Genomic DNA, 26992 nt, shown 5'->3' with positions numbered 1-26992 from the left:
AGAAGATAAAATAAACGATAAAAATAAACGAAAAAAGAGAATGCGCCTATGAAAGATAAGAGAGAAGAAGAAAAAAAATGGGAAGCTGCGCCAACAACCTCCCAAAAGAAAATTAATATTTTTAATAAATTAAAGTTCCCAAGTGAGTCGAATACATGGGGAATGTTATTTTTTAATTCATCAAAAACATACAAATATATGCAAATAACAATAAACTCCAGCACATTATGGAGAAAAATTTCACTAACAATGAAGTTTACCTTTTTACTTGTACTTCTCGGAGTTTTTAGCAGTTATGCCACGGGTAGCTATGCACAAGACGAAAAAATGTCGGTGATGGCTCAAAATGCAACAATAGAAGAGATTATTTCAACAATAGAAGAGCAATCGGGTTTTGTATTCTTTTACAACAGTGAAGATCTTGAGAATTCGAACAAGCAAAGCATCGATCTATCCGATGGAGATATTTATGAAATACTCGATCATCTCGTGGCGAACACCTCTTTAACTTACCGGGTTGATAAAAATTATATCTTCCTAGATAAGAAAGAAGTAGCAGCTCCACAACAACAGACCGTGACAGTTAGAGGAACTGTAACGGATCAGGACGGCTTTCCACTTCCGGGCGTTACCATTACCGTAGAAGGTTCTTCGAGGGGAGTGATTACCGATAATGATGGCAACTACATTATTGATGTGAGCCCCACGGCAACCCTGCAGTTTTCATTTATAGGGATGCAGGCGCAAAGTGTTGCTGTCGAGGGAAGAAATACGATTGACATCGTGCTAATTGAGTCCAGCCAACTGCTCGACGAGGTTCAGATTGTTGGTTTCGGTCAACAAAAGAAAGGGAGTGTTACCAGCGCGGTTGCATCGGTTAAGGGTGCCGAGTTAAGAGCACCGGTAGGTAAACTCTCCAACACATTCGCGGGTCAACTACCGGGTATTATTTCTGTACAAAGATCCGGCGAGCCGGGGTACGACCAAGCAGAGTTTTGGATCAGAGGTATCAGCTCGTTCGCGGGAGGTACATCGCCACTCGTATTGGTGGATGGTATACCAAGAGGTTTGAATGATATTGAAGCCGATGAGATAGAGTCGTTCACGGTACTGAAAGATGCTGCCGCCACCGCGGTATATGGCGCGCAAGGCGCGAACGGAGTTGTTTTAATCACCTCTAAGCGTGGACGTGCACAAAAAGCCAAGATTTCTTACCGAGGTGAAGTGAGCTATCTGACGCCTACCCGAACACCAAGATACGCTAATTCGTACGATTACCTTTCGCTCTACAACGAAGGCCTTATAAACGACGGTGAACCTGCATTATTTTCCGACGAAATTCTTGAATTGTACAGAACAGGTGCAGACCCGGATTTATACCCAAGTACAAACTGGTGGGACGCGCTAATTAATGACAATACGTATAATACGCGGCACACGTTAAACTTCAGGGGTGGTACAGACCGGGCGAGGTATTTCGTATCGGGTGCATATTACGGTGAAAGCGGATACTTTAAAACAAATCCGGAATACGATAATAATGCAAGGGTCTCGAGATACAGTCTAAGAAGTAATATCGATATTGATGTTACCGAAAACACGCTTATGCGGGTGGATTTTAGTGGACAGTATTTAACGCAGAACAGGCCCTATGAATCTACACAAGATATTTTTGACAGAATATCACGTATACCCCCTTATTTAATACCCCCCATGTATTCCGATGGAACTTTCCCACAGCATCCGTCACGTACTAATAACAGGCAGAATCCATGGGTGTATTTAACAGAGCACGGTTACATGAAAACGTACCGTTCATTTATACAGTCGAGCGTGCATCTTGAACAGAAGCTCGATTTTATTACTCCCGGGTTGAAAGCAAGGGGGATGGTAAGTTATGACTCTGATAATAATTACTTCAACTCGAGAACGAAGAATCCTGCTACATATTTTGCAGAAGGTAGAGATGATGAAGGCAATCTTATTTATAGAAAAATTGAGGATGAAGTCAAATTTGGTAATCCTGCTTCATCAAATAATAGCACCAAGAAGATTTACTTGGAGGCTGCTATTGATTACTCGCGCGATTTTGGCCCTCACTTTGTTACCGGGCTGTTGCTTGGTAATAGGCAGCATAGGCAGTTGCATAATGATGCTTTAGCTTTTCGCAAAGAATCGTTTGTTGGTAGAGGAACGTACACGTACGATAACCGGTATACAGTAGAGTTCAATTTCGGGGTTACCGGAAGTGAACAGTTCGCGAAAGGGCACCGGTATGGATTTTTTCCCGCGGTTGGTTTAGCATGGAACATTTCAAGCGAGCCCTATTTCCCTTATGAATTACTGGATGTTGTTTCGAAGCTCAGGGTGAGAGCTTCGGTAGGAAGAACAGGTAATGATGCTACCGGAGGAGACCGGTTTATGTACATGCCAACATTTGGCGACTCAGGTTCGTATGCATGGGGTATTACGTCTGGAGGGACACAGAATAGTAAGACAGGGTTGATAGAAAACAGATTCGAATCTCCCGGTTTAACATGGGAAATTGAAGATAAAAGGAATATTGGTATCGACTTAGGGTTATGGAGTAACAGAGTAGACATTTCGGTTGACTTCTTTAACGACGAGCGTTCAAATATCCTGCTTCGGAGAAATACAGTGTTGAGTGTAACAGGTTTTAGGCAGAATCCATGGCAGAACTTTGGTATCGTATCGAATAAAGGGTTAGATGGAAGTGTTAATTTAAACCATATTATTGGAGATTTCAAGTTATCAGCAAAGGGTACCCTAACGTATGCCAGGAATAAGATTTTAGAGTATGACGAGCTTCCGCAGGTATATCCATGGATGGAAAGAACCGGTAAAAGATTAGTAAACCATGGAAGTCAATTGCCGTTGATTGCTGAAAGGCTTTTCACGGAGGATGATTTTAATATTACCACCGATGCCAACGGTAGAAAACAGTACGAACTGAAAGATGGATTGGTAGGAACTCCGTGGGATGACAAAACTTACCCGGGTGATATAAAATATATGGATATAAACGGTGATGGTTTGCTTGATGATAAAGATAGAGTATATGATCCCGACGGATTCCATCCTCAAGTTCCTGAAGTGGTCTATGGCTTTGGGTTTGGGTTAGATTGGAAAGGTCTTTATTTTAACGCGTTTTTCCAAGGAGTAGCCAATGTTACAGTAAATTTGAATAGTAGTGCTTCGGTTTTCCAGCCATTTTACTGGGGGCTTATCGAGAGTAATGTTCGTCAAGAAATTGTTGAAGACAGATGGACACAGGAAAATCAAAATCCGAACGCGTTTTATCCAAGATTACGGATAAGTAACACGGGTAACAACTGGACTTCTAGCACGTATTGGTACAGAAATGGGAATTTCTTGAGGTTTAAGAACCTGGAATTTGGATATAACTTCCAGAAAGAATTGTTAAGCAAGGTTGGCCTTTCTGCTTCCAGAATTTATGTGTCGGGCTATAACCTTCATGTATGGGATCAGGTGAAAATGTTTGATCCGGAAATTGGAAACTCCGGGGGTGGTGGTACCCGATATCCGCTATCCAGGACTTGGACAATGGGTTTAGAGGTTACCTTCTAACAAATATTTTATCACGAACACATAATATGTATATATAATATGAAAAAAATATATTTTTTATTTCTAACAGTTGTCACGCTCTTCCTTTCATCCTGCACGGACGCCTTTTTGGATGTATCAAAGGAGTTGGCTGAACAGAGAAGTTATGAATCTATCTTCAGTAATCCTGAAGATACCCGCCGATGGTTGATGGATGCATATTTGGGTATTCCAAATGTGGCCAATGTTTTCGGCGCAAACGGCTACGGTAATCCATGGCCCATTTTAGCAGACGAGCTTGATCAAAACGCCCAATCAACCGATTGGAATATTGAGCAGCCTACATCTTCGTTCTTTCGCGCACACAGATGGAATAACTACTGGCAGTATATCCGTCAAGCGAATATTTTTCTCGAAAGAGCACAAGTTATTCCAGAGACGGGCGAGACGGACTTTATCGATGAAGTGGAACTTGAGTTTTTAAAGGCTCAAGCAAGGTTCTTAAGAGCTTATTATCACTTTTTATTATTTGAGCTTTACGGTCCCATTCCAATTATGGATTTTGTAGAATCTCCAACGAATACTGATATTGATTATGCAAGAAATTCTGTTGATGAGGTGGTGGATTTCATTTATAGTGAACTGACGGATATCGCGAATAGCCTGAGGGATCCGAACCTAAATGATCAAACTACTTTAGCTATACCCACGAAGGGCACGGCATTGGCTCTCAGGGCAAAATTAATGATATATGCCGCAAGTCCACTATTTAATGGAGGACATGGCGAGGCACTAAGGCTTACTAATACAGACGGCAAAAGATTGTTTCCCGATTATGATGCAAGTAAATGGCAAAAAGCACTTGATGCTTCTCAGGCGTTTATTGATTATGCAAACGCAGGTCATTATGAATTATTTAAAGTAACCGACGGTGACGGTAATATTGATGCTGATAGAAGTATATACGAACTCCATAATTCATATAATAAAGAGGTTATTTTTGCACGTTCGAGCGTTAACTGGGGAAATGTAACAGGACCTTCTGGTTTTGACGGACTTCATTTACCACGAGGTGTTAGAGGAGGTAATCAGGGAACTGGTCATATGGCTGTTGTACAAGAACTGGTAGATGATTTCTTCATGATTGATGGATTACCTATTGAAGAATCGCCACTTTATTCTGAAGATGGTTTTGTTGAAGATCCGGCTGAGGACTTGACGGGAAATGCAGAAGTTGGAACATTCAGAATGTATATCAACCGTGAACCGAGATTTTACCAGAATGTTTTCTACAATGGACGCAGATGGCACGTGGGGGGTGAACAAGTTTGGTTTAATAAAGGAGGGAACTCCGACAACTCATCCCCAAATCATGTCAAAACAGGATATCTTTCATATAAAAAAGTTCATAGATCTGTATATAATCAAGGAACACATCCTAAAAGCATGTATAGGCCTGGAATATTAATGAGATTAGCTGAATTTTATTTATTGTACGCTGAAGCCCTGAACGAGGTTAATCCAAACGATCCACGCGTAATAACTTACATCGATTATGTGAGAGAAAGAGCCGGAATTCCTCTGTTGGCAGATATTAAACCTCAAATAAGAGGCAACAAGGAGCTACAACGTGAAGCCATTGTTGCCGAGAGGCGTGTTGAGTTAGCGTCGGAAGGTCAACGCTATTTTGATATCAGAAGATGGATGATAGCGGGCGATGGAGCCGGGAATGGAGGACAAGGCGGTGTATTCCATGGAATGGATATGAATGCTGAAACGCTTGCTGATTTTTACACGAGAACGGAAGTTGAGACTCGTAGATGGGATAATAGCATGTATTTCGCGCCAATTCCACTTGATGAGTTGCAAAACAGTCGCATGCTCGTACAAAATCCGGGATATTAATTTTTTACTCGGGCTGCTTTAACCAACAAGCTAAAGCAGCCCGGTATTTAAAATTCTGATATGAAACTTCTGAAATTAATGTCAAAAAGCCTTCTCTTTTTGTCACTTCTGTGCATAGGGGTTGTTGCTGCCGGCTGTAACACAACAAGCAGCAATGGCAGAATAATAACCCATACAGAAATGGATGACCCCACGGGAGATACTCTCTCTAACTGGAGTGGCGTAGAAGAAGGATTGAAAGGCTCTGTAGTAAGCATCGATTTAAAACATCCTCGCTCGATACTACCTGAAGTAGAACAGGAAAATAATATCGTTTTAACGGGCTGGAAAGGGGAAACTTTGTCGGCTCAGGTATTACTGTGGAGCTCTGTTGCAACAGATAATGTAGGATATGCATTTAGTGATTTTCAAACAGAGGGAAACACGCTGCAATCAAGCATAGCGCGGGCTCGTTTCGTGCGGTACACCATGAGTGAAGAGGAAAATTTCGTGTGCCGAATGCGTGAAGAAGAGAACGAGTTTGGACTTGTTTTAATGCCAGACTTACTTGATTCGCTAAACAGGTTCAACATGGAACCCAATCAAGTGCGTCCCGTTTGGCTCACAATTGAGATACCTTCATCCGCTTCCGCGGGTAGATATGAAGGAGTGTTTACTGTAAACTCAAAAAATGGAGATTTAATAGAGTTTCCCATTTCACTGAGCGTACAGGATCGCACTTTGCCTCCCGCTTACGAGTGGACGTATCATCTTGATCTCTGGCAACACCCCTCGGCAGTCGCGCGCTATGCAGGCCTTGAATTTTGGAGCGATGCGCATTTTGAGAAAATGAAACCCTTGATGCAAATGCTGGCCAACGCGGGCCAGAAAGTAATTACAACCAACCTCAATAAGGATCCATGGCATAATCAGTGTTATGATGCTTATGAAAGCATGATTATCTGGACAAAGAACGAGGATAACACATGGAGCTACGATTACACAGTTTTTGATAAATGGGTGAGCTTTATGATTGATCTTGGTATTGATAAAATGATTAATTGTTACTCACTATTGCCTTGGAACAACGAACTGGAGTATTTTGATGCAGCAACTGATTCTATAATTACTGTTGTTGCAGATCCGGGAACGGTAGTATTTAAAGAGTTATGGGCTCCTTTTCTTACAGATTTCACAAAACATCTTACCGAAAAAGGTTGGCTGGAAATCACAAATATTGCCATGGATGAGAGATCACCCGAGATGATGAGCGAAGCAGTTAAACTTCTTGAAGAGTATGCACCTAATCTTGGTATTTCTTTAGCAGATAATCATAAAAGCTATCAGAACTATCCTATGATTAAGGATATTACAGTAAAAGTTAATGCAAAGGTTAATGAGAAAGACATAGAATTTAGAAGGAAAAACAATCTGATAACCACATACTACGTGTGCTGCAGTGATCCATTCCCTAATATGTTCACATTCTCACCATCTGCAGAATCTTGTTACTCGGCATGGTATTCTTATGCAGCCGGATACGATGGTATGCTTAGATGGGCTTATAATTCATGGCCTGAAGATCCTGTTGTGGATTCAAGATTTAGAAAATTCCCTTCAGGCGACACATACTTTGTTTATCCTGATGGAAGGAGTTCTATCCGGTTCGAGAGGCTAATAGAAGGGATTCAGGATATTGAAAAGATCAAGATCCTTAAGGCTGAATTTCAAAATAATAACAGTGCCGAATCATTAGCTAAACTTGAAGAGCTGAACAGTGAGGTTCAGAAATTTAATGTAATAGGAAAACCGACTACGACGGTAGAACAGATGCTGAAAGAAGCCAAAGAGGTTATAAACAAGCTTTCAGAATAAAATAGAAAAAAAGACTTACTAAAATATGAAGAGAAGTATTTTAAATATCATATTATCAATATTAGTTTTAAGTTTTGTTTCATGTAGTACAACACAGAATCAAAACGCAAATACTCCACCCGATGCACATATCAACTTAGGAGGTCCTCGTCCTGCTGGTCAAAACAATGTATTACAACTTGCCGTTGACCCTATCCCCACGGTTCGGGTAGCTATTATTGGTACAGGAAACAGAGGCTCCAAAGCGTCGCGCAGGTTTACCTTTATGGAGGGTGTAGAAATAAAAGCTATCTGCGATGTACGCGAGGGTGCTGTAAAAAGAACACAAGATATTATTACAGGTAGGGACTTTCCCCCGGCAGACGAATACGTGGGGGAAAATGCCTGGAGGGAAGTTGTTGAAAGAGACGACATAGATCTGGTGTATATTACAACAGACTGGGCAAACCATGCTCCCATGGCTGTATATGCCATGGAACAGGGTAAGCACGTGGCCATTGAAGTGCCCGCGGCAATATCCGTGGACGAGTGTTGGCAGCTGGTAGATACGGCTGAAAAAATGCGTTTGCATTGCACGATTTTAGAGAATTGCTGCTACGACTTCTTCGAACTAAACACGTTAAACATGGCCCAGCAGGGGGTGTTTGGAGAGTTGGTTCATGTTGAAGGTGCTTATATACATGATCTTAGAGGACAACTAAGAAGTACCACGAATTGGCGTACACCCTTTTATGAAGACTACACCGGCAATCCCTATCCCACGCATGGGTTGGGGCCCGTTTGCCAGGCCTTGAACATTCACAGGGGCGATAAAATGAACTACCTGGTTTCAGTTTCATCCGATCAGTTTGGTATGACTCAGTATCTTAAAGATCAGTTTGGAGAGGATTCAGAAAGAGCCGCAAAAGAGTACAAGATGGGCGACATGAATACCACCATTATCAAAACTGAAAAAGGGAAAACTATCATGATTCAGCATGACGTTACCAGCCCCAGGCCTTACAGTCGCTTGCATACATTGAGCGGAACAAAAGGTTTTGCTCAAAAGTATCCCAATCCAGGGATCGCCCTTGAACCGGATGCTCATAATTTTCTTAAAAAGGACGAGTATAACAAGCTAATTAAAGAGTATGAGCACCCTTTTATAACGGAGATTGGCGAGTATGCAAAGAGCGTGGGAGGACATGGAGGCATGGACTTCATAATGGATTATAGATTGATTTACTGCTTGCAGAATGGCCTTCCTCTCGACATAGATGTTTACGATGCAGCAGAATGGTCGTGCCTTTTTGAGCTTACAGAAATATCAGCATCAAATGGAGGAATTCCGGTGAGAATACCCGACTTTACGCGAGGGGATTGGGATCAATTGGATGGATTGAAGTTCGCGAAATAAAAGATACATGAAAATTTTATTCAAATATATTGCTCTTTGCCTATTCGCCGTGTTCATTTCGTGCGATAAACCGGAGGCAGTAACATCAGCCAAAGTTGAGACTTTGGAAGCGTCGGAAGTAACCGATCATACTGCCTTGTGCAAGGGGAAAATTATCGACAAAGGGAGCGGTACTATTGCACGATATGGAATAGAGCTCGACGATGGTAGTGGATTCAAACCGTTTCAGCGCACTATGACATCGGGCAATGATTTTGGAGTACAGCTCAACAATTTAGTTCCTAACAAAACTTACAGGTACCGGGCTTTTGTTGACGATGGCACTATACAGTATGGATCTGAGAAACAGTTCACGACTCTTGCTCAGATGGTTCCAAATGTTACGCTGGACCCGATAATGATATCAGAAAACTCTGCTATTGTTAATTTTTCACGTGTCGCGCCTTACAAAGAATGGGGGGTACATTATAGTGAAACATCGGCTACCTCGGCTAGCCCTGTAAAAAATGAGAACTTTCAGGCAGATGTTATTGTAGATGGCTTGAAGCCCAACACAAAATATGATGTCTTGCCATACGTGATTGACAATAACTCCCATGTAATTTATTTGGATAAAATTTCATTTCAAACGTTGGATCCTTCCGCGGTAAAAGTAGCGGGTGTACATAATATGCACCCGATTGAGCAGCTCAGATTCGTGAAGTACAACATTGTAAGAAGAGTTGAGCCCTATTCTACCGCGTATAGAAGCTTAATTAAGGATGCCGACTTGATCATTGATAGTGAGCAGGAACATAATGCAATAGCAGATTTTTATATTCCCGGTTACTATCAAGATCCGGTAACCCACAGGGCAAATGTGGCCGGCATGGATAATGATGCCTATGCAGCATATGCTACGGCTTTGGCTTACCGTTTATCAGGCGATACAAAGTATGGCGAAAAGGCTCTCTACTTTTTAAAAGCTTGGTATACAATTAATAAATCTTATTCAGGATATGATGGGCAATTAGCAATGGCACGGTCAGCATGTGGATTAGTGATAGCGGCAGAACTAATGAATGGTACTGAACTATGGGGCGTAGTAGAGCAAAATCAGTTTAACAGATGGGTACAAGAGGTGTATCAAAAGTCGGGGAACAGCATTCGAAACAGAAAGAACAACTGGGCCGACTGGGGACGATATGCTTCATTACTCAGTGCATCGATAACTGAAAATAACGCGGAAGTGAATGAAAATATTCGTCTCATCAAATCAGACCTTTTCATAAAAATAGCGCCGGATGGACATATGCCTGAAGAGGTTGGGAGAAACGCGGATGGAATGTGGTACACTTACTTCTCGCTATCTCCTCTTACCGCTGCAGTTTGGATTGCTTACAATATAACGGGCGAAAACATATTTGAGATGGAGTCGAATGAAGGGGCATCCATCCAAAAGGCGGTAGACTTCCTTTTAGAACATGTAAAAGATCCCAGCAAATGGGAGTGGCATGATAATCCTACAAAAGGTAGCCCTACTAAATGGCCGGGAAACCTGATGGAAGCATTATATGGTATATACAAAAATCAAGAATATGTGGATTACGTGGCAGGGAGTAGGCCGATTGTTTATAAAGATCATTTTACTTGGACATTTCCAACGCTTATGCCACTTTCTTTAACAGATTACAAATAACAAGAAGCTTTACCATTACATATAAAATGGATGAAAACAAATTTAAATTATAAGAAAATGAAAAAGATACAACTATTAGCTTTTATTTTATTCTTGTCAATTTCCGGGCTAGCCTTTGGACAAGAAGAGCCAAGTATCACGTTTATCACAACTAAAACTGTGGGATCTAATATTACCCTCACTTTTGATGCACTTGATGGTGATAAAGAGAGTATTTGGATCGACTTGAATAACAACGGAGTTCGTGATGCAAATGAAGGGGTTAAAGATGCTATAGAAGCAGCAGGTAAGAGATGGGGCAACTGGGGTAGTGATAGACAGGTAAACTATAAATTAGAAACCCAAACAGTGAATATATATGGAAAAGTAACACAGTTTGGAGCGTATAATGGAGGTCTTACTTCTATTGATATTACAAAGAATCCCGGTATGACTTATTTAAACATACAGAATAACCAAATCAAAGAATTAGATTTAACGGGTCAGACCGAATTTTATCATATCCAAGCCCAGAATAACGGATTTGGGGGAGTTTTAGATGTATCAAATATGTCTAAAATGCAACAATTAAACGTTGACGGTAATAATTTAACGGGTATTTTAATGAGTGGAGAGTATCCTGTTTTGAGACAGTTTAATTTTTCTCGCAATTTTATTTCATCAGAAAATATTGACCATATCCTTGAACATTTACCTGCACAACCGGGTACAACTGGTACTGGCAACTTCTACTTTGTTAATTCAAATGCTGGTGCATCAACTCCTGAAGGTAATCAGGTACATCAACATCACGTGGATCATCCAATATTCAAAAATAGTAGATGGGTTGCCATGGATGTAAGAACCGGAACTACACCAGTTACTGATATTTCACAAGTCACCGATCGCTACAAGATATCATTTACCACTGAGAAAGAGGTGGGTTCACAGATTTCTCTTAATATTGATGCCGAGGAGTTAGATAAAAACTCCATCTGGATAGATTTAAACGGTAATGGAACAAAAGATAGCGGTGAAGCTGTTACCACTTTCGGTTCAGATGCTACTTATACTATTGAAAGTCAAAATATAACTGTTTACGGGCGTATTAAAGGTATTAAATTATCAGGCAATGAGTTAACAAAGTTTGATTACTTGCAAAATGTTTTCTATAACTATACTTCATCGATAGATTTATCAAACAATAAATTAAATGATTTAAAACTGACAGCTAATTATTTGGAATTGATAGAAGATTTGAATATCGCCGGAAATAATCTTTCTATTGAAAATATTACAAGTGTAATTAATAAGTTAGCAGATAGAAGTTCAAAAACGCCTGGAAATATAACTTTGATAAATTTAGATGGTGCAGATGGCAATTTAGCAATCAATGATCATATTACTATGGCCAATGCTAAAAACTATGTAGTTAAAGACGCTGCTGGCAACACTCTAACAGCTTCCAGCATTCCTTTGAGAGATCAAACATTGTCTGCACTGGAAGATATCGAGACATATCAAGCGAATGAAATTTTACTACCTGAAAAAACAGATCAGGGTCTTGCAGTAACTTACACTATTGAAGCAGGAAAAGATGCAATTGCAACTCTTGATGGAAATAAGGTGAGTACGCTAAGACACGGTGATGTGAAAATTACCGCCACGCAAGAGGGTAATGATAACTTTAAACCCTTTACAAAAACAATTACTATAACTGTAATGCCCGCCGGAGATGTATTCAATTGGTTAGAGATGCCTACAATAAGCGTCATTGGAAACTATGTAACTCTCGTGGGCCCCGAGGAGTATCTTTCACATTTCACCAAGTTATTTGTAAACGATGTAGAAGTAGAGATGGATGAAGAGTATACTTACGAGTTGACCGATCAATCGGGTGCGATTGAAGTAAAAGCAACAAGCGAAGATGGTACCTATATGATGAGAATTATCGTTCAAAAGTAACAAGATTTTATAATACGAAATAACAAACAAAATGAAAAAAACAATTTATAATATATTGGGATTAAGCCTAATTCTCCTGTTTACGGCATGTGAAGCGGAAGAGTTCGTGAGGCCAATCATGGATCTTGAGTTGGTGTCTAATGAAGTGTATTTGAATCTTATATCAACAGAGTTGGCTTCTGCAACTGTTCATGTTAGAAACGGAAACGGTGGTTATAGTGTAGAATCTTCGGATGAAAATATTGCAACTGCATCTAACGAAGGTACCGGAGCTGTAATAACAATAATCGGTAAAAATGAAGGCACCGCTGTTATTACAGTTACTGATGCACTTGGCAAAACAGCTACAATTGATGTCGTAGTATCGGTGGTAACTCCAACTACACCCACATTTACTTGGAAAGGACAGAATGTTCGATTCGATAGAGCCGGGGGAGCCGGACTTACAGTGATGCCGGGTGTTGTGGTTTTGACTGACATCACTAACGCCAATGTTCAATATATACTCACATGGACCGGTGGGTTTTCTGAAGGGGAAAAAACCGGCGCTAAAATTAGAATTATCGGTGGTGACATTGAGCCTGAAGAAAACGATTTAACAACGTTTAAAGTGCTACGAGCCGACACTGATTCAAATTACATCGTGTTTAGTGATGGTACTAACGGGGGACAGCTATATTTTACAGATTACCCTTAAAGAGTTAGAACGGTATTAATTAAAAATTGAAAACGATGGTTTGCTTAGCCATCGTTTTCAGTTTGTCCGTTCAACTAATTGCTTAAGATGCAAGTAAACAGCGCCCGATTCCATTTTATTAGTCGTGCACGTAAAATAAAATATGCAATGAAAACAATAAACAGATTTATTAGAATAACATTGATTTTTACAGCGGCGATGCTGTTTTTATCAATTAATATTTCATGCGCTGATAAAGAGATAGTTGATAACAAAACAGATCCTGATAAAAATCCTAAACCTGAAATAAAGGATACTGAAAGCTGGGTGTACAGGAAGAACAACCTATCGGGGAGAGGCGAAAAGTTTTTCGGTATTGTACACTACAACTTCCCGGGCTATCTTCATCATCGCGATCCGGACCCCGATAGTAGAAACGAAGCTATTTTCAAAGAAAAAACGGCTCATGTTAACACCATTATTATTGATGATAAGTTCGTTAAACCTTACATGTCTGATAAAATCTTGATACCTAGCAACTATTTAAGGTGGAGAATTCAGAATTACTTGGCTAAACAAAATATACCACAGGGGGTTGACAAAGATTATTATGGAACTCAGTTCCTGAAACAAAATGTTAATAATGTGAATTTGGTGGCTGAGCTTGATAATGGAATAGATGTTCTTAAAAACAAATTTAGGAACTTTGATTTGGAATATAATACGATAGACGAGATAGCACTGGGCGGTTTGGGGCACTACTACACTCCTCCTTCGATAGGAGAAAAGTTATATGATAGAATAAAGAAAAAAGAGAACGACCCCCTTGTGCTTGTCGACCTTTTAGGGCACGGTAGGGGGAGTGCTTTCTTTTTTGAGCAGAACTACCTAAAGGAGCACTCGTCGATGCCTGAAGACCCACCTTACGAGCTGTTGAGCGAAGAGGCTAGAGCCAATAAAACAATACCGTTATTAGGTTTTTTTGAAGCATATGACGGCACTCCTGTGTATAATTTCGACAGAAATGGACGATATTCCTACAACAATATTGATTTTGAATCTTACAAAAAAATGTGGTTCGAAAACGTTAAGCAGATTGCTGCAGCGTATAAAAATAGTGGGAATCTCTTTTCATTAAATGCTTACAACGATTTTTTCAGGTACCCTATTTTATCAGGTATCACGGTGGACGCGATAAGGGCCGGGGTGGGGGATATGCCTGTTTGGATATATTTTGATGGCAACGGTTATTCAAAACCTGCAAGCATGTCGGCGGAAGATTATGTAAATGAAGTAAAATGCCAAATATATACTTCCATTGTACACGGGGCAACAGGTGTTATGTTTTGGAGTGATACTACGAAAGAACCGTACGTTTTTGATGCATTAACCCCCATGCTGATAGAACTCAATGAAAACGTGCACATTTTCAAAATGAACACTACCGAGTCAACCATTATAAACGACCTTCATGTGATGATAAAAGGGGACAAAGGAAAAAAGTACATCATCGCTACAAACACGAGTAAAACCACCCCTGTTTCCCTTAACGTGGATGGGGTAAGTAAAAAAACGCTGGGTGCACTTGAAGTGTATGTAGCGGAAATTGGAGGTACCTTGTAAAGTGTTATTTTTCTCCGAAAAGTAATTTATAGATTTTCGCGTGGATGTCTGTATTTTCCATAATTCCCCCGAATTCCGAAGCCCCTGGCCCGTACGCGAAAATGGGGGTCATGACACCGGTGTGGCCACCTGTTGTAAATTCCCCTTTTACCATGCCGCTTTCAAACGAGCCCCCGTTAATTGTCATGCCTCCTGTTTCGTGATCCGACGCTACAACGATTAATGTTTGGCCATCTTTTGCTGCAAAATCGAGTGCTTTCCCGATCGCACGATCCAGATCCAACACCTCTTCCACGATTTGGATCGTGTTATTGGCATGCCCTCCTGAATCGATAAACGAACCTTCAACCATTAGGAAGAAGCCTTTTTCGTTTTGCTTTAATACGTTGATAGCCGTTTCCGTTGAAATGGGAAGCATGTCGCCGCGATCGCTTAGCCTACCATTGGCTCTCGGTGCGGTGAGTCCAAGCAGTTTGGAGCCTTCAAACGAGCGGATCTCTTCCAAGTCCTGTTTAACGGCGTATCCTTGGCGAGTGAATTCGTTGATTAAATCGCGCCCGTCCTCCCGTTTGGTGAAAAAATCGACTCCTCCCCCTATAAAAACGTCAATACCGGAGGCCAGAAAATCCAGCGCGATCTCCTCTTCTTGACTTCTATTGCGTTGTAAGCATTCGGTGATGTCCGTATTTGATTCTATGATTTCCTGGTCTAAGAAAGTGGACTTTCAAAAACCTCCAAAACATTCGGAGTCGATGTGGAGTTTTTAGGGGTTTCTCCTGGAGTAGTTGCCCGGGAGCAGTTCTGCAAGATCTCTGGTGTAGTCTTCGTCATAGTCGTGGATACGACTCAGCACATAAACCATCCAGTCACGGAAGTTCACATCGGCAGCCTTGCAGCACCCCAGCAATGAATACATGACTGCAGCATCCTCGGCAGCATCATGGTTACCGCAAAAAAGGTAATTCTTTCTTCCCAGGGCCAGGCCTCTCAGGCTGTTTTCGGCGAGATTATTGTCAATGCGGTATCTGCCATCCAGGTGGTAACGTGTCAAACGGTGGTAGATGTCATAAGTGTACTTTATCGCCTTTCCTATCGGGCTCTTGGGCAGAACCTTTTCATATTCACGCACCAGCCACTTTTCAAAGGCAACCATGATGGGGTAAGCATGACTCTCCCTGAGATTCGCCCTCTCCTGGCAAGAGAGTTTCTTATCATCGGCTTCCCTTTCCACCTCGTAGAGAAGGCCGATCTGCTCAAGGGCATATTCGGCCCTGGACCTGTCATTTTTCAATGACTCTTCAAACTTCCTTCTGGCATGGGCCCAACATCCAAGGGGCAGTACGCCCAGTTTCTGCTCGTAGATCTTGTACACGCCGTACCCGTCCGTCTGCATGGCACCACTGAAGTCTTTCAACAGGGACAAGGCAACATTCTGGGCCCTTGAACCATGGTCATAATGGAAGAAGAGCTGTGAGTCCATGACGGAACGCACCATCCACATGTATCCATTGACGGTTTTATGCTTCTCGTTATTGATCACGGGCACGGTTGTCTCGTCCACCTGGATGTAATCGGTGGCAAGAACGAGCTCCTTGAGACGATAATAAAGCGGTCTTAGTAAATCGGCCGTATCTTTGAACCAATCATTGACCGTGGGTGGTGGCAGATTGGCACCCATCTGCTTCATCATCTGTATCTGGCGGTAAAAAGGGAGATGATTTACATACTTGTTTATCATCAGCTCCGCCAAAAGTGAGGCTCCGGCATAGCTGCGTGCGATAGGCCGGTATCTTGTCGGCAGGGATGCCGTAACAATGGGAGAAGGCTCCTCTCCAGACTCCTGTGATGGCTTGTTTTTTAAAACATATTTATGACGGACAATCTTCCTGACATAGCATTTCCCGGGTTCATACTCCAGCACTTCGGTGATCTCGGGCTCCAGCTCGGTCCATGCATCCTTGTTGTCACTAATTTCAGCGGGGTAAAGGTGCTCCTCAATACGAGGTAGGTCTTCGGGTAAAGGCTTGCGAACCGGTTTTCGTTTCACCCGCTCCTTCACGCGTCTTTCCCTGAAGGCTTCTATCTCTTCCCTGGCTGCCTCTGCAAGCTCTATTTCCCCGGGCAACAGGTCAAGGCCGTCAAAGTCTATTCGTCGTTGCTGTGGATCTGCCTGGATATAACGCTCGCTGGATTTACCCCATATGCGGCGCCTGAGATAAGCTACCTGCTTTTCCAGGTCGACGATCCTGGTATCCTTCTCGGACAGGGTTTTCTCGTAAGAGGATTTTAATGCATCAACATCCGTGCGATCTTCCAGTTTACCCTTCAGGAGCATGTTCTCCTGGTATAAACGGTCGCATTTCTCCAAAAGGAGTTCGAGAAGCTCGTTCGGATTTTCTTTGTTTTCTTGCATCTTTTTCCTGTCAGATTACGAGAGTAAAGATACAAAAAAGGAGTAATATACGCAAGAGAAAAGATGACTAAAACCGTCTGTTTATGAGCTTTTCCAACGTTTTTTATAGTGACATTTTTCAGCGTCAATACCCTGTACCATCAGCATTAGTTTTTGCCAGGAAAAGGGGTGAGTTTTGCCTTTTTCATCAAGCGGGGGCAGTGCGAAATTGCCTTTCTCAAGTTTCATGTAATAGATCACCAGTCCACCATGTTCCATGTGTAATGCTTTCATGCTTGTGCAGTGACGGTTCAGAAAGATGAATACGTCACCGCTGCGTACATCCTGTCCCATCCCCTCAGTGACCAACCCACTTAAAGTATAGAACCCTTTTCGCATGTCCGTTGGAAACGGGTAAAGCCAGTAACGCATCGAGGCGTTCAGATTGAACATGGCTTATTGGGTCAGGAGGATTAATGAACGCAGCTGTGTTGGATCAGTCCCCTTTGGAACACGCACTTTTACTCCATTGGGATAGACTATTTCGAGAACATTTCCCGGGGTGGGGTCAACATGCACCGGAATCGGTTGATGATGGACAACATCTTTGCTTACCGGCGATGGATTGGAGCCGGTAAAGACGATCGGAACGAAACCAGACTCACGCCCTGTCCTGTAGTAATGCTCTCGCAATCTCTTCTGCCAGTAATAAAACTTGGATTCCACGATCGACTCATTCCGACAGAACTCTTTTATCCGAAGCCCGCTGGCCTGGTAACGATCAAAAATCTCCTCAAACTGCTTTAATGTCCACATATTATTTTTTGCGGGCAAATATAGCAAGGATCAGAAGTTAAAATAGGACGGGGTTTACCGAATGCTTACATTGCGTTGGTGTGCCACGAATGCACCCGGGGTAGCGTGCGTGATGGAGGATGTGGCGACTATACCCGCGGCGATTCCTCGTTTGGAAGCACTTTCCGTGATATTTTTTACCGATTGTTGATCCGGATCCATGCCTATAACTCCATTGTCGGTTTTTTGACCGGTGGCGATCGCGGTGGCAGCAGCAGCGGAGTCGGTTATATAACGGTTTGCAGAATATGTTTTCGTGAATCCAATATGTTTGAAGTTTTCAAGGAACAGATTGCCCTTGTTAGCCGTAAGCCCGGCATACACTTGGGCAACTCCCATGCCATCACCGATGAAAAGAATCACGTTTTTGGGTCGATCACACGTGAAATCATGGGGGTAGGTTTTAACGCTGTGAGCCTCCCCACCCGGGTAAGTTTTAATGCTGTCTTTGGCCTCTTGTGAAAACGAGGGGGTAGTAACGATAACTAAAGCACACAAAAGTGCGGTGAAAAGATTGATTTTTTTCATCATAATTCTATAGGCTATCACCTAGTTTATTTTAAATCATTGCCGTCCGATAAAAACTGATTTTAATTTTGCTTGACTTCCAACCGTCATATTATCAGACATGTTTTTTTAGTTTTCTATTATTCTCAAAAGTAAGCCCCCCTGAAAAGGGTGAGCATCCCTAAATTCTTGTCATCCCGTTGCCAGTCTCGTTCCGGATTTTCTAAAAATCTCATCAAATGCAAGTAATTGAACAGGTGTATCCTGCAAAATGATACCAGGTTCGAGAATGCCCAGCGCCGTTTCAACCGCTTTTGAACAACCGTGAGCAAGAGGTTCACGATCAAGGCGCAATATATCTGTGTTTTTATCGCGTTCTCGTTGTCCCCGAGGAAGTACTTCAAGGGGAAGTTACCTTTTAACTGCCTGAACAGCAATTCAATTTGCCATCTAATCTTGTAAAGGGCGGCTATCATGTCGGGACGAAGGTCGAACAGGTTGGTGAGGAACTCGAACTTGCGTTTCAACACCCTGTCGTAGAACACCACCTTGCGCAACATCAGCTTGCCCTGCCCATCGTCCTCCTTGACGGTCACCTCTATGATGGTGTCCTCCAGCACGCCGCTATGAATACATTCTTCAACGTGAAGCTCTTGTTCCACCTTGTAAACGGCGTCGTCCTTGATGCGGGTGACGAAGCCGGCCCCCTTCTTGCCGAACAGCTTGAAGGCCTTGTAGTCGTTGTATCCCTTGTCGAAGACGTAAATGGTGTTGTCGTCGGGGCTGAGTTTCTTCAACAGCGCGTGGTCGTGCGTGGCGGCGGACGTGAACCATACCATCTTGGGAACGGGCTCGTCCACATTGATGACGGTGTGCACCTTGATCCCCCCTTTGCGTTTACCGTTAGAGGGTGTTCTGCCGACGCACTTCAGGATGTCCTGAAACAAGCTGATGACCGTGCTGTCGAAGATCTCGACCTGCTTGTTCAACACGGCCTTGAACCGGGTGTCCGAGATCACGTGTTGATACTCGCGGAGCAAATCGTGATACACGCCCGAGAAGAAATCAACACTCCGGCGCTTGTTGGCGTCCGACAATGTGCTCCTGTAGGGTATGTGGCCGAGTTGGAAATGCCTGGTCTTGCCTGAAAGACCGAGCATTGCGCCCGCCACCTCTCGCAGGGAGGAGCATTTGGCGAAAACACAAAATAACATGCTTATGAGGTGATCCTTGGCCATGAAACGTTTCACGTAATGATCAGCCTTGTGGCGTTTGCTGTTTCGAGCGATGATTCCTGAATCTATCATAGATATGAGCTGTCCGAAAACCGATTGTCCGAAAAAATAAGTACTTTTGTTCATTGTAGTCTTGTTTTGTGCTAAATACAAAGCTACAATTATTAGTACGATGGGCAAACTCAGATTTGCCCTCGTACTTCTTCAGAAAAAAGTTTTATCGGACAACAGTGATTTTAAATAGTAACAGGAAATAATTTTAGCTGTAAAATTACAAAAAAATCTTACAATATGATACCTTTTGGGCGGTTATTCGTCGACTTTTAGCCTGATATTGGTGTTGAAATTGGTGTAATGATAGTAATGGCCTTCCATCCATAATAAAAGAGAAGGGCCCTTCTCCTTTTTTGCTACCAAGTAGGGCCTTAAATTATCCGCTTTGGAGCTCGAGGTAATGGGTGTTATCGTTTGATCGCCTCGAAAGTTTATGGTCCTTTTTTCGATTTCGAACGTGCCATTTATTTCCCGGGATAGAAAAATCGTGTTCGGATTGTTGTAATCCAACACGAGTCCCCCTGAATAGTGAGGTTCGCGTAGCTTGTCGTTCTCCCTCAAAATCGTGATGTATTTCCCTGCATCCACAATTTCGTTTTTTATCCATTTGCTACCATCCCATCGGGCATGATAGTAGAGGTGGGTTGTTGGGGAAGGGTACAAAGTGTAGGTGATTACCGGCTTGTTTTCCTTATCAAGCACGATGTCCCAGATCCACGCGCGTACGGACTCTTTTTCGGCATCGTGAATTTTATTTATTTGATCGATCCCCACCGGCTTATCTTTCTCGAACGACGCGATATAGCTACCATCGGTTTGCATGAAATTACCATTCTCGTAATACATGTGATGCACCGATACATTCTCCTGCTGCGAGGGGTGCCCGTTCGTGAATAAAAAATCGATTCTCGATCGATCGTCGGTCGCCACTTTAAAGTACTGGCGACTGTTTAACCCGAGGTTGTCCAGTATATTTAACTCTTTGCTCCATGTTTCGCCAAGGTCGTCGCTATAAATGCAGTAGGTGCGGGTATCGGTATAGGTTCCTTTATCGTTGCGCACCACGTTTCGGCCAAAAAGATAGATGCGGTTATCCTCCTCGCTTAGCATAACAGGATTGACGTAGCAGTATTGGTTTTTCGCGTCTTTCTGAAGTAAAATCACCTCCTCTTCCCACGCGCGAATATCTTCGGGGTTCTTGCTCTTCCTCATGAATATGTTGCCGTTGTGTTCGCAGTAAAATGCCAGGAGTTTACCATCGGGGAGGAGTACGATGGCGGGGACATTGTGGTCGTCGATTTGCAGCTTTTCGTGCAACGTGAACTCATGGGTTTCATTCGATTTTAAATCGAGCGATTGGGTCTTTACATCCCCCTTGGAGTTGATGTAGCCAAAATAAACGGCTTCTTTTTCTCCGTGGTGATACACCGCCCTTGGATCTGAAAACCAGCACCAAGCAGCATCTTCAGCAAGCGCTTTTCCCGTGTCAGGCTCATCCATCGAGGTCACCACCGGGAGGTCAGGCAACTTCTCCAGCCAGCTGTACATCTTTTGGCGTGAAACCGTGGAAAATCGATTGTAATCGTCCGGCATGAATAGTTGAACGTGATTTTCAGACGCGTCGTGGAGTTCATACACTTTTTTTACCTTCTCCACGAGATCGCGGATGTCACCCGGGTGAGCATCTTTATCTCGTTCTGGAGCAATTAGCAAGGCGGGACGGGGAGCTATCGACGCGATTATCTCCTCGAAGTCCACCGGGATTTGATTCTCATGCCCCACGAAAAAGCCCAGCTTGGGGATCAGGCCGTGCAGATGAGAGTAGGACATGATTCCTTCGGTTCCTCGATCCAGCGTGTTCGTTCGCATGGGGGTAAAACCCGCTACCGATACTACTCCCGCGATTCTTTCGTCGAGCGCGGCAGATAGTAACGCCACCGTTCCCCCGAGTGAATACCCGGAAACCACTATCTTGGAGCCATCCACGAAGTCGAGATGAGTTAGCGCGTCGACGGCTGCTTTCGTGTCGGCTACCATTTTCCCCATTTTCGACCAGCGGGGGTATCGGTCATAAAAGTGAAGCCCTTCCTCCAGTCGGTTTCCAAAGCCGATCATATCGAACGCGAACACGACATATCCTCTTTTCGTGATGTTCTCGAAAACCGATTGAATTTCATGGTCGAAACTCATCGAGGAAAAACCTTTGGAGTAATCATACTCGTGGAGGTAAATGACCACCGGGAGATTTTTATTTACCGGTTTTCCTGACTCGTCCGCCGGGTAATAGAGGTAGCCGAATAGGTTGTCGCCAAAGCCATTGTAGGGAGTAATGGCCATGACTTTCATCGAGCCTGTTTCGCGAGGGCGTGTCAGGAATGATCCGAAGCGATTTTCCCCCGCGCCTCCTTTATCTAATCGCCCGGGACCCGGATTCGTAACACCGGCTGGTTCTTCGCCCAACAGCCATTGTAGGTTTTCTATAACGGTCTGTTTGCCTTCTTTCCATTGCTGCCCGCTGCTCGTGTAAGTATCCAGGTTAATCACCGTTCTCTCGTGGTCGAGCGGGTTCACGTCATCGCCATTAGACGCACGCCATTCATCAAAGGTGTAATTATAGAACAACCGGTTTTCAGGGGCTCGATCGGTTCGGTGAAAGACGAAGTCGAAAAAATCAACGTATCCCTCGATATCATTCGCGTTCACGCCATGCAAGCCGTATCGGGAAGCAATCGCGATATTCTCTTCCGCGTCCAAGAACTCATACACGTTTTTGGTAGAGTGATAGGCTTGTTCTATGCCAAATATATTACTTGCTGATTCCGTTACGGCCGTGCTCAGCATCAATCCCCGGGGAGCGATTAATGACATGAAGGAGTTTTGATCCACCGGCAGCTTATGTTCCCTCCCTATAAAAAAGCGCAGGCGAGGATGCAGCCAAGCGGGTTGAGCGCAAGCCAAAAGGGCGATATCTTCCACGTCGTATTTATGCGCGTTGTATCGCCAGGGCACCTCGGCTCCCGTACCCCCGCTACTGGGGATGCAAGCTCCTATTCGATCGTCGAAAGCTGCTGCCATCAACGATGTTTTGCCGTTCCTGGAGTGACCGGTGATACCGATTTTATCCCTATCCACGTAGGGCAACGTGAATAGATAATCTACCGCCCTTGAAGCCCCGTAAGCCCTTCTCATTAATCGTGTGAAATCGTACTGACCTGCCCATATTTCGGAGTACACCTCCGTGTCGTCCTTGGTGTCGGCACCCGCGTACAGGCAACCGATATATCCTCTTCTGACGGCTATTTGTGCCCACTCGCGGTGATTCCAATTGGTGAGGAATACCGGGAAGGGCCCTTCCCCGGGAGGAATCATTAACTCGAGCGTGAGGGTCGCTTTTTGATCCGGCCCGAACGACAATTCAACGATCCGGAGCGTTACTTCCCCATCTTTCCGCTCTTCCAGTATTTTAGCCTGGAGGTCGTCGGGTGGGGGAGGAGTTGTTCCGGTGATGTATCGAGCGAGCTGTTCCCTCATCCACTCTTTCTTTGAATTCCATTGATTCATCGATTTCACCGGCTTGTTGCTGCCCCCTTCGTCTATTATCAGGGGATTCGGAAGAAACGGGATGGAAGGCATCTCGTCGAAGTCTGGCGGCAGTTCGCCTGTTCGCCTTAGCCAGTCATTAAACGTCTTGTCGAGGAAGGAGACCCTCCCGTAGTTTGTTCTATCGGGTGGTAAAACGGAAAGCATCCAGCTTAATTCGGAGTTTCTTTCAATAATATCTGCTCTATAAGCTTTGCTCCTGGCATTCTAGGGAGCTTAATTCGGAGTTTCTTTCAATAATATCCGATGAAGCCAGACCCGATGAGGCCAGCTCATTCTCTAAATCGATAGACGTTATTTCAAATGGGTTTAGCACCGCTTCGTGAGCCGCTCGCTGAACGGTGGTGGCCTCAAGAGGTGTAATCGTGCGTGGGGAAAAGGGGTTACCCACCACCGATTTACCGGTAAGAAATTCGAACCAAGTACAGGCAGCAGTGTAACGTCCCAAGTCTAAGCTCAGGTGATACCCGTCACGGCAAAAACGATCTCCGATAAAGCTCGATCGCCCGTTTTGGATAGCGGTTCCCGCGGGGATGATTCTTTCGATGCCAACTTCGCGAGCGGCCTCCCGTGATGTTTTCACGATCGCGTGATACATTTGTGCCTGATCGCTATTGTACCGTGGAAATCCTGAATGGTTTGAATCATTCGCGTATGCCCAAGTCTGGTGGAATGCGAATTTAACGCGCGGATTACTCGTCTGTTTTTTCGTGAAAGCCGTTAATTGAGCCAAATAGGGGAAATAGGTGTCGATGAATCCCGAGTTTGGGCTATTTTGCTGAAAAGTGATGTAATCCCACTCTTCGTCCGTTATGCCCTGAATAAGGGTTGCATTAGGAGAGGTGTTTTTTTTCCCCTCGCTATCGATCTTACGATACGAATAGTCGGCCTTGTTGTTCTGCGCGTTCTCCCAATGCCTCTCAAGCGAACAGCCTCCGATATATAAGTTACCGATGATAAAGGTGACCCCTTGTTCTTGTCCCAGCTCAAATAAATTGTTTTCTACCGCGTCGACCGAAAAACTGTTGCCAATAGCGAGTACTCGTATTGTATCCTGCGACCAAGCATTGAGGGTAGTCAGAATAATTAATACCCCGAAGATTAAACCATTCTTTATCATGGCTTTACCGATCTTTTTCATAGCTTTATCATTCTTTCTCATAACTTCATTATCCTTCATCATTCTTCCTTATAGCTTCATCATTCTTCCACAGTGCTTCACCCTGCTTCCACAGTGCTTCACCCTTCTTTTTCTTGGATAACCCTTAGCACAGCGATTTTATCTGATCATCGTGGTTGTTTCCGTTATAGCTCTTTAATCATGATATTCCTGTAATGAACTTGATCTCCATGGTCCTGTAGGAGGATATGCCCCTCTCGTTTTTTGCCGAAGTCGTCGTAATTCCTGAATTTCGTCTCCTCTACTCGATCCTTAAAATCTTGTGAATCGATATCCATGATTACTACCAACTCTCCATTTAGCCAGTGCTCGACTTTATTTCCTTCGACTTTAATTTTCAACGAGTTCCATTTCCCCAGTGGCTTTAGTTTTTTATTTTCGTTGGGCGCGTAAAGCAGGTAGAGCGCGGCTGTAGAACCTTTTTCATCGTCAAAACCTTGAATCTCGTCCTGATGGAAATCATCGATTATCTGGTACTCGAACCCGATCCACTCCATTCTTCCATTCTGGTTGTTTTCGATTTGGTTCACAAAATATTTTACCCCGGAGTTAACCAGTCGGGTCATTTTAAACTCCAATGTAAATTCAAAATCCCTGTATTTTCTTTTCGTGATAATATCTCCTCCTTTTCGCCCCGGGAGTAGTACCAGTTCTTTCTTTTTAACCACCCAGCCTTCGTTCGGGAAGGGAGTGTCGCGTATGCTTGTCCAATGCACAGTGTCTTTGGCCGTTTTGAAAAGTGGTTGCCATTGGCTCCTGGCCATTAAATCTTCATTCCCCGCGATAGGACTCTTGTAACTCTCTTTTGCAGTCACTTGTAGGCAAAAGCAGCTAATCATCGCGCTGAAAAAAAACAGATGAATTGTTTTCATATTAAAAACTTATCTAAATTATTATCGTATGTAGTATTCCAAACCCATAAAGGATCACTCCAAGAATGAAATATTGCAAATAAAACAAAAATACAAAAAACGGCAGATAAAACGATGTTTATCGCTCATACATTAAGAAGTGAAATTAAGTTTACAATTTCCAAGGCTTGCGGTATTCATACGATAAATACTTGTTGGCGATATCCGAGTTAGTAAATCGTTCGTTTACAGCATCCCACTCAAGTCGTTCACGAGTCATCATGGCAATCGTGCCTAAATGAGCCATAGTGGTGGAACGGTGTCCAATTTCCAAAGTTGCCCAAGGTTGCTCGCGTGACTTAACACAATCTAAGAAGTTACGGATTAAGCTCGACGCGCTGTTTTTATAACTTCCATCAATTAGAAGCGTATCGACTTTGTCGAGTGAGTAATCCTCCGGTTCGATCTGAGGCTTCCACGTCTGAAATTGTCCGGCACGGGTAGGAGTGACCTTATAATCATTTTCGCCCGCGTGTAGGGTCCCTTTGGTTCCTCTGAATTCTAAAAAACCATGCGGGATGAAACTGCCGGTGCTTGCCTCGAGTATGCTGAGGGAAACAATTACACCGGATTTAAATTCGTAGGTTACGTGCATTGTATCGGGTATGGTGCGGTCATCGTCTACAACGTATTTGCCACCGTGTGCACTGATTGCAATGGGTGCTTCTTCATTCAGTAACCAACGTAATAAGTCTAAGTAATGCACGCCATTGTTTGAAATTTGGTTTGCATAATCTTCCCACCAGCGGAACATGTAAGGGGCAATATTGTACTGGTATGGCCTATACGCCCTCGGTCCCAACCACATATCCCAGTCGAAATTAGCCGGTGGAGTCTCGGGTTGTAATTTTCCAATCCCGTTCGGAAACATGTTACTCACGTGACATGCTGAAGCGAACGTGATTTTACCAATTTTTCCGGCTGGAATTTCTTTCGCCAGTTTTTGAAAGGTGGGTGCTCCACGTCTATTCAGTCCTACGGTAACAATTTGCCTACTGCTATTGCCCACTTCAACCATTCGTCGTCCTTCCGCTATCGTTTTAGATAATGGCTTTTCCACGAATACGTCCTTACCCGCGTCAATTGCATCGATTGTTTGAAGCGCGTGCCAATGATCAGGGGTGCTGATACATACCGCATCGATGCTTTTGTCTTCGAGCATCTTCCTATAATCGGAGAATTGTTGAACGCTTTTTGGAAAGTTCTCACCCATTTTAGGTATGCGAGAACCCATGTCTTTCTTGTAACGCTCGTGTACGGCTGAATAATCGCGAGTTACATAGGGCTCATACACATCGCACAGAGCTGCTACCTCACAGTCCGGTTGCTCCATAAACAGATGCAAGAGTTGTGTCCCCCGGTTACCGACACCGATAAAACCTACACGAACCTTATCGTTTGCACCGATAACTCTTTTTTTAGTGTCTATAATTGGTGCGGCTACTGAATTGTGCGCTACCCCTGTAACAGATAAACCAGCTGCAGCCATCGTTGATTTTTTTAGAAAATCCCTTCGCGTTGTTTTTTCTTTCATTTTTTATACTTCATTTTGATGTGATGCTTATTTATTAAACACTATTAACCGACAAAACCT

General features: G+C 43.4%; 18 protein-coding genes. 8 read left to right on the top strand and 10 right to left on the bottom strand.

The genetic code is table 11. From position 1 onward, the window contains the following. The first annotated feature begins 48 nt into the window (after nucleotides 1-48). The 8 genes from ING2E5A_RS14005 (at nucleotide 49) to ING2E5A_RS13970 (ending at nucleotide 14664) form a co-directional block, all read left to right on the top strand. Nucleotides 49-3609, top strand: coding sequence for a TonB-dependent receptor (locus ING2E5A_RS14005; protein ID WP_231960399.1), 3561 nt, complete (start codon nucleotides 49-51; stop codon nucleotides 3607-3609). Between the two features lie 39 nt (nucleotides 3610-3648). Continuing rightward, nucleotides 3649-5493: a RagB/SusD family nutrient uptake outer membrane protein gene (locus tag ING2E5A_RS14000; RefSeq protein ID WP_071137936.1), complete on the top strand. Its 1845-nt coding sequence runs from the start codon at nucleotides 3649-3651 to the stop codon at nucleotides 5491-5493. A 60-nt stretch (nucleotides 5494-5553) separates the two neighbouring features. After that, entirely contained in the window at nucleotides 5554-7347 is a 1794-nt protein-coding gene (locus tag ING2E5A_RS13995; protein WP_071137935.1) for a DUF4091 domain-containing protein, read from the top strand. Between the two features lie 25 nt (nucleotides 7348-7372). Next, nucleotides 7373-8743 (top strand): Gfo/Idh/MocA family protein, encoded by a 1371-nt coding sequence (locus tag ING2E5A_RS13990; RefSeq protein WP_071137934.1) that lies wholly within the window; start codon nucleotides 7373-7375, stop codon nucleotides 8741-8743. Between the two features lie 7 nt (nucleotides 8744-8750). Further along, on the top strand, nucleotides 8751-10421 hold the full coding sequence (locus ING2E5A_RS15635; protein WP_197678507.1) for an alginate lyase family protein: 1671 nt from the start codon (nucleotides 8751-8753) through the stop codon (nucleotides 10419-10421). Between the two features lie 30 nt (nucleotides 10422-10451). Continuing rightward, nucleotides 10452-12365 (top strand): rhamnogalacturonan lyase domain-containing protein, encoded by a 1914-nt coding sequence (locus tag ING2E5A_RS13980; protein ID WP_071137933.1) that lies wholly within the window; start codon nucleotides 10452-10454, stop codon nucleotides 12363-12365. Between the two features lie 31 nt (nucleotides 12366-12396). Further along, complete coding sequence (locus tag ING2E5A_RS13975; protein WP_071137932.1) at nucleotides 12397-13062, top strand: hypothetical protein; 666 nt, start codon at nucleotides 12397-12399, stop codon at nucleotides 13060-13062. 147 nt (nucleotides 13063-13209) lie between these two features. Beyond that, the gene (locus ING2E5A_RS13970) at nucleotides 13210-14664 is read left to right on the top strand and encodes a hypothetical protein (RefSeq protein WP_154670096.1); all 1455 of its coding nucleotides are present in this window, start codon (nucleotides 13210-13212) and stop codon (nucleotides 14662-14664) included. 4 nt (nucleotides 14665-14668) lie between these two features. Here ING2E5A_RS13970 and ING2E5A_RS13965 read toward each other — a convergent pair whose 3' ends face one another. The 10 genes from ING2E5A_RS13965 to ING2E5A_RS13920 form a co-directional block, all read right to left on the bottom strand. After that, nucleotides 14669-15343, bottom strand: coding sequence for an alkaline phosphatase (locus ING2E5A_RS13965; RefSeq protein WP_394332609.1), 675 nt, complete (start codon nucleotides 15341-15343; stop codon nucleotides 14669-14671). A gap of 84 nt (nucleotides 15344-15427) precedes the next feature. Then, complete coding sequence (tnpC, locus tag ING2E5A_RS13960) at nucleotides 15428-17077, bottom strand: IS66 family transposase (protein ID WP_071137929.1); 1650 nt, start codon at nucleotides 17075-17077, stop codon at nucleotides 15428-15430. Nucleotides 17078-17158: 81 nt separating this feature from the next. Continuing rightward, nucleotides 17159-17509, bottom strand: coding sequence for an IS66 family insertion sequence element accessory protein TnpB (tnpB, locus tag ING2E5A_RS13955; RefSeq protein ID WP_071137928.1), 351 nt, complete (start codon nucleotides 17507-17509; stop codon nucleotides 17159-17161). Between the two features lie 3 nt (nucleotides 17510-17512). Then, nucleotides 17513-17872, bottom strand: a complete 360-nt coding sequence (tnpA, locus tag ING2E5A_RS13950) for an IS66 family insertion sequence element accessory protein TnpA (RefSeq protein ID WP_071137927.1) — start codon at nucleotides 17870-17872, stop codon at nucleotides 17513-17515. Between the two features lie 54 nt (nucleotides 17873-17926). Further along, the gene (locus tag ING2E5A_RS13945) at nucleotides 17927-18442 is read right to left on the bottom strand and encodes an alkaline phosphatase (RefSeq protein ID WP_231960398.1); all 516 of its coding nucleotides are present in this window, start codon (nucleotides 18440-18442) and stop codon (nucleotides 17927-17929) included. 122 nt (nucleotides 18443-18564) lie between these two features. Beyond that, nucleotides 18565-19779 carry an IS4 family transposase gene (locus ING2E5A_RS13940; RefSeq protein ID WP_071136342.1) on the bottom strand — a complete coding sequence of 405 codons (1215 nt, stop codon included), beginning with the start codon at nucleotides 19777-19779 and terminating at the stop codon, nucleotides 18565-18567. A 183-nt stretch (nucleotides 19780-19962) separates the two neighbouring features. Continuing rightward, nucleotides 19963-23454, bottom strand: coding sequence for an alpha/beta fold hydrolase (locus ING2E5A_RS13935; protein ID WP_071137925.1), 3492 nt, complete (start codon nucleotides 23452-23454; stop codon nucleotides 19963-19965). A 37-nt stretch (nucleotides 23455-23491) separates the two neighbouring features. Further along, the gene (locus ING2E5A_RS13930) at nucleotides 23492-24448 is read right to left on the bottom strand and encodes a DUF4886 domain-containing protein (RefSeq protein ID WP_231960397.1); all 957 of its coding nucleotides are present in this window, start codon (nucleotides 24446-24448) and stop codon (nucleotides 23492-23494) included. 164 nt (nucleotides 24449-24612) lie between these two features. Then, nucleotides 24613-25359 carry a 3-keto-disaccharide hydrolase gene (locus ING2E5A_RS13925; RefSeq protein WP_083373367.1) on the bottom strand — a complete coding sequence of 249 codons (747 nt, stop codon included), beginning with the start codon at nucleotides 25357-25359 and terminating at the stop codon, nucleotides 24613-24615. Between the two features lie 151 nt (nucleotides 25360-25510). Further along, nucleotides 25511-26932 (bottom strand): Gfo/Idh/MocA family oxidoreductase, encoded by a 1422-nt coding sequence (locus tag ING2E5A_RS13920; RefSeq protein ID WP_083373366.1) that lies wholly within the window; start codon nucleotides 26930-26932, stop codon nucleotides 25511-25513. Nucleotides 26933-26992 lie beyond the last annotated feature (60 nt).

It is taken from the genome of Petrimonas mucosa, assembly GCF_900095795.1.
Classification (GTDB): domain Bacteria; phylum Bacteroidota; class Bacteroidia; order Bacteroidales; family Dysgonomonadaceae; genus Petrimonas; species Petrimonas mucosa.
Note: the sequence above shows the minus strand (reverse complement) of the source record. Positions and strands in the feature narration are given on the sequence as shown.

What these genes read in the sequence shown, in the direction of transcription:
- ING2E5A_RS14005 (WP_231960399.1), top strand. Translation starts at nt 49, where the DNA reads ATGAAAGATAAGAGAGAAGAAGAAAAAAAATGGGAAGCTGCGCCAACA.
- ING2E5A_RS14000 (WP_071137936.1), top strand. Translation starts at nt 3,649, where the DNA reads ATGAAAAAAATATATTTTTTATTTCTAACAGTTGTCACGCTCTTCCTT.
- ING2E5A_RS13995 (WP_071137935.1), top strand. Translation starts at nt 5,554, where the DNA reads ATGAAACTTCTGAAATTAATGTCAAAAAGCCTTCTCTTTTTGTCACTT.
- ING2E5A_RS13990 (WP_071137934.1), top strand. Translation starts at nt 7,373, where the DNA reads ATGAAGAGAAGTATTTTAAATATCATATTATCAATATTAGTTTTAAGT.
- ING2E5A_RS15635 (WP_197678507.1), top strand. Translation starts at nt 8,751, where the DNA reads ATGAAAATTTTATTCAAATATATTGCTCTTTGCCTATTCGCCGTGTTC.
- ING2E5A_RS13980 (WP_071137933.1), top strand. Translation starts at nt 10,452, where the DNA reads ATGAAAACAAATTTAAATTATAAGAAAATGAAAAAGATACAACTATTA.
- ING2E5A_RS13975 (WP_071137932.1), top strand. Translation starts at nt 12,397, where the DNA reads ATGAAAAAAACAATTTATAATATATTGGGATTAAGCCTAATTCTCCTG.
- ING2E5A_RS13970 (WP_154670096.1), top strand. Translation starts at nt 13,210, where the DNA reads ATGAAAACAATAAACAGATTTATTAGAATAACATTGATTTTTACAGCG.
- tnpC (WP_071137929.1), bottom strand. Translation starts at nt 17,077, where the DNA reads ATGCAAGAAAACAAAGAAAATCCGAACGAGCTTCTCGAACTCCTTTTG.
- tnpB (WP_071137928.1), bottom strand. Translation starts at nt 17,509, where the DNA reads ATGTTCAATCTGAACGCCTCGATGCGTTACTGGCTTTACCCGTTTCCA.
- tnpA (WP_071137927.1), bottom strand. Translation starts at nt 17,872, where the DNA reads ATGTGGACATTAAAGCAGTTTGAGGAGATTTTTGATCGTTACCAGGCC.
- ING2E5A_RS13945 (WP_231960398.1), bottom strand. Translation starts at nt 18,442, where the DNA reads ATGATGAAAAAAATCAATCTTTTCACCGCACTTTTGTGTGCTTTAGTT.
- ING2E5A_RS13940 (WP_071136342.1), bottom strand. Translation starts at nt 19,779, where the DNA reads ATGAACAAAAGTACTTATTTTTTCGGACAATCGGTTTTCGGACAGCTC.
- ING2E5A_RS13935 (WP_071137925.1), bottom strand. Translation starts at nt 23,454, where the DNA reads ATGCTTTCCGTTTTACCACCCGATAGAACAAACTACGGGAGGGTCTCC.
- ING2E5A_RS13930 (WP_231960397.1), bottom strand. Translation starts at nt 24,448, where the DNA reads ATGAAAAAGATCGGTAAAGCCATGATAAAGAATGGTTTAATCTTCGGG.
- ING2E5A_RS13925 (WP_083373367.1), bottom strand. Translation starts at nt 25,359, where the DNA reads ATGAAAACAATTCATCTGTTTTTTTTCAGCGCGATGATTAGCTGCTTT.
- ING2E5A_RS13920 (WP_083373366.1), bottom strand. Translation starts at nt 26,932, where the DNA reads ATGAAAGAAAAAACAACGCGAAGGGATTTTCTAAAAAAATCAACGATG.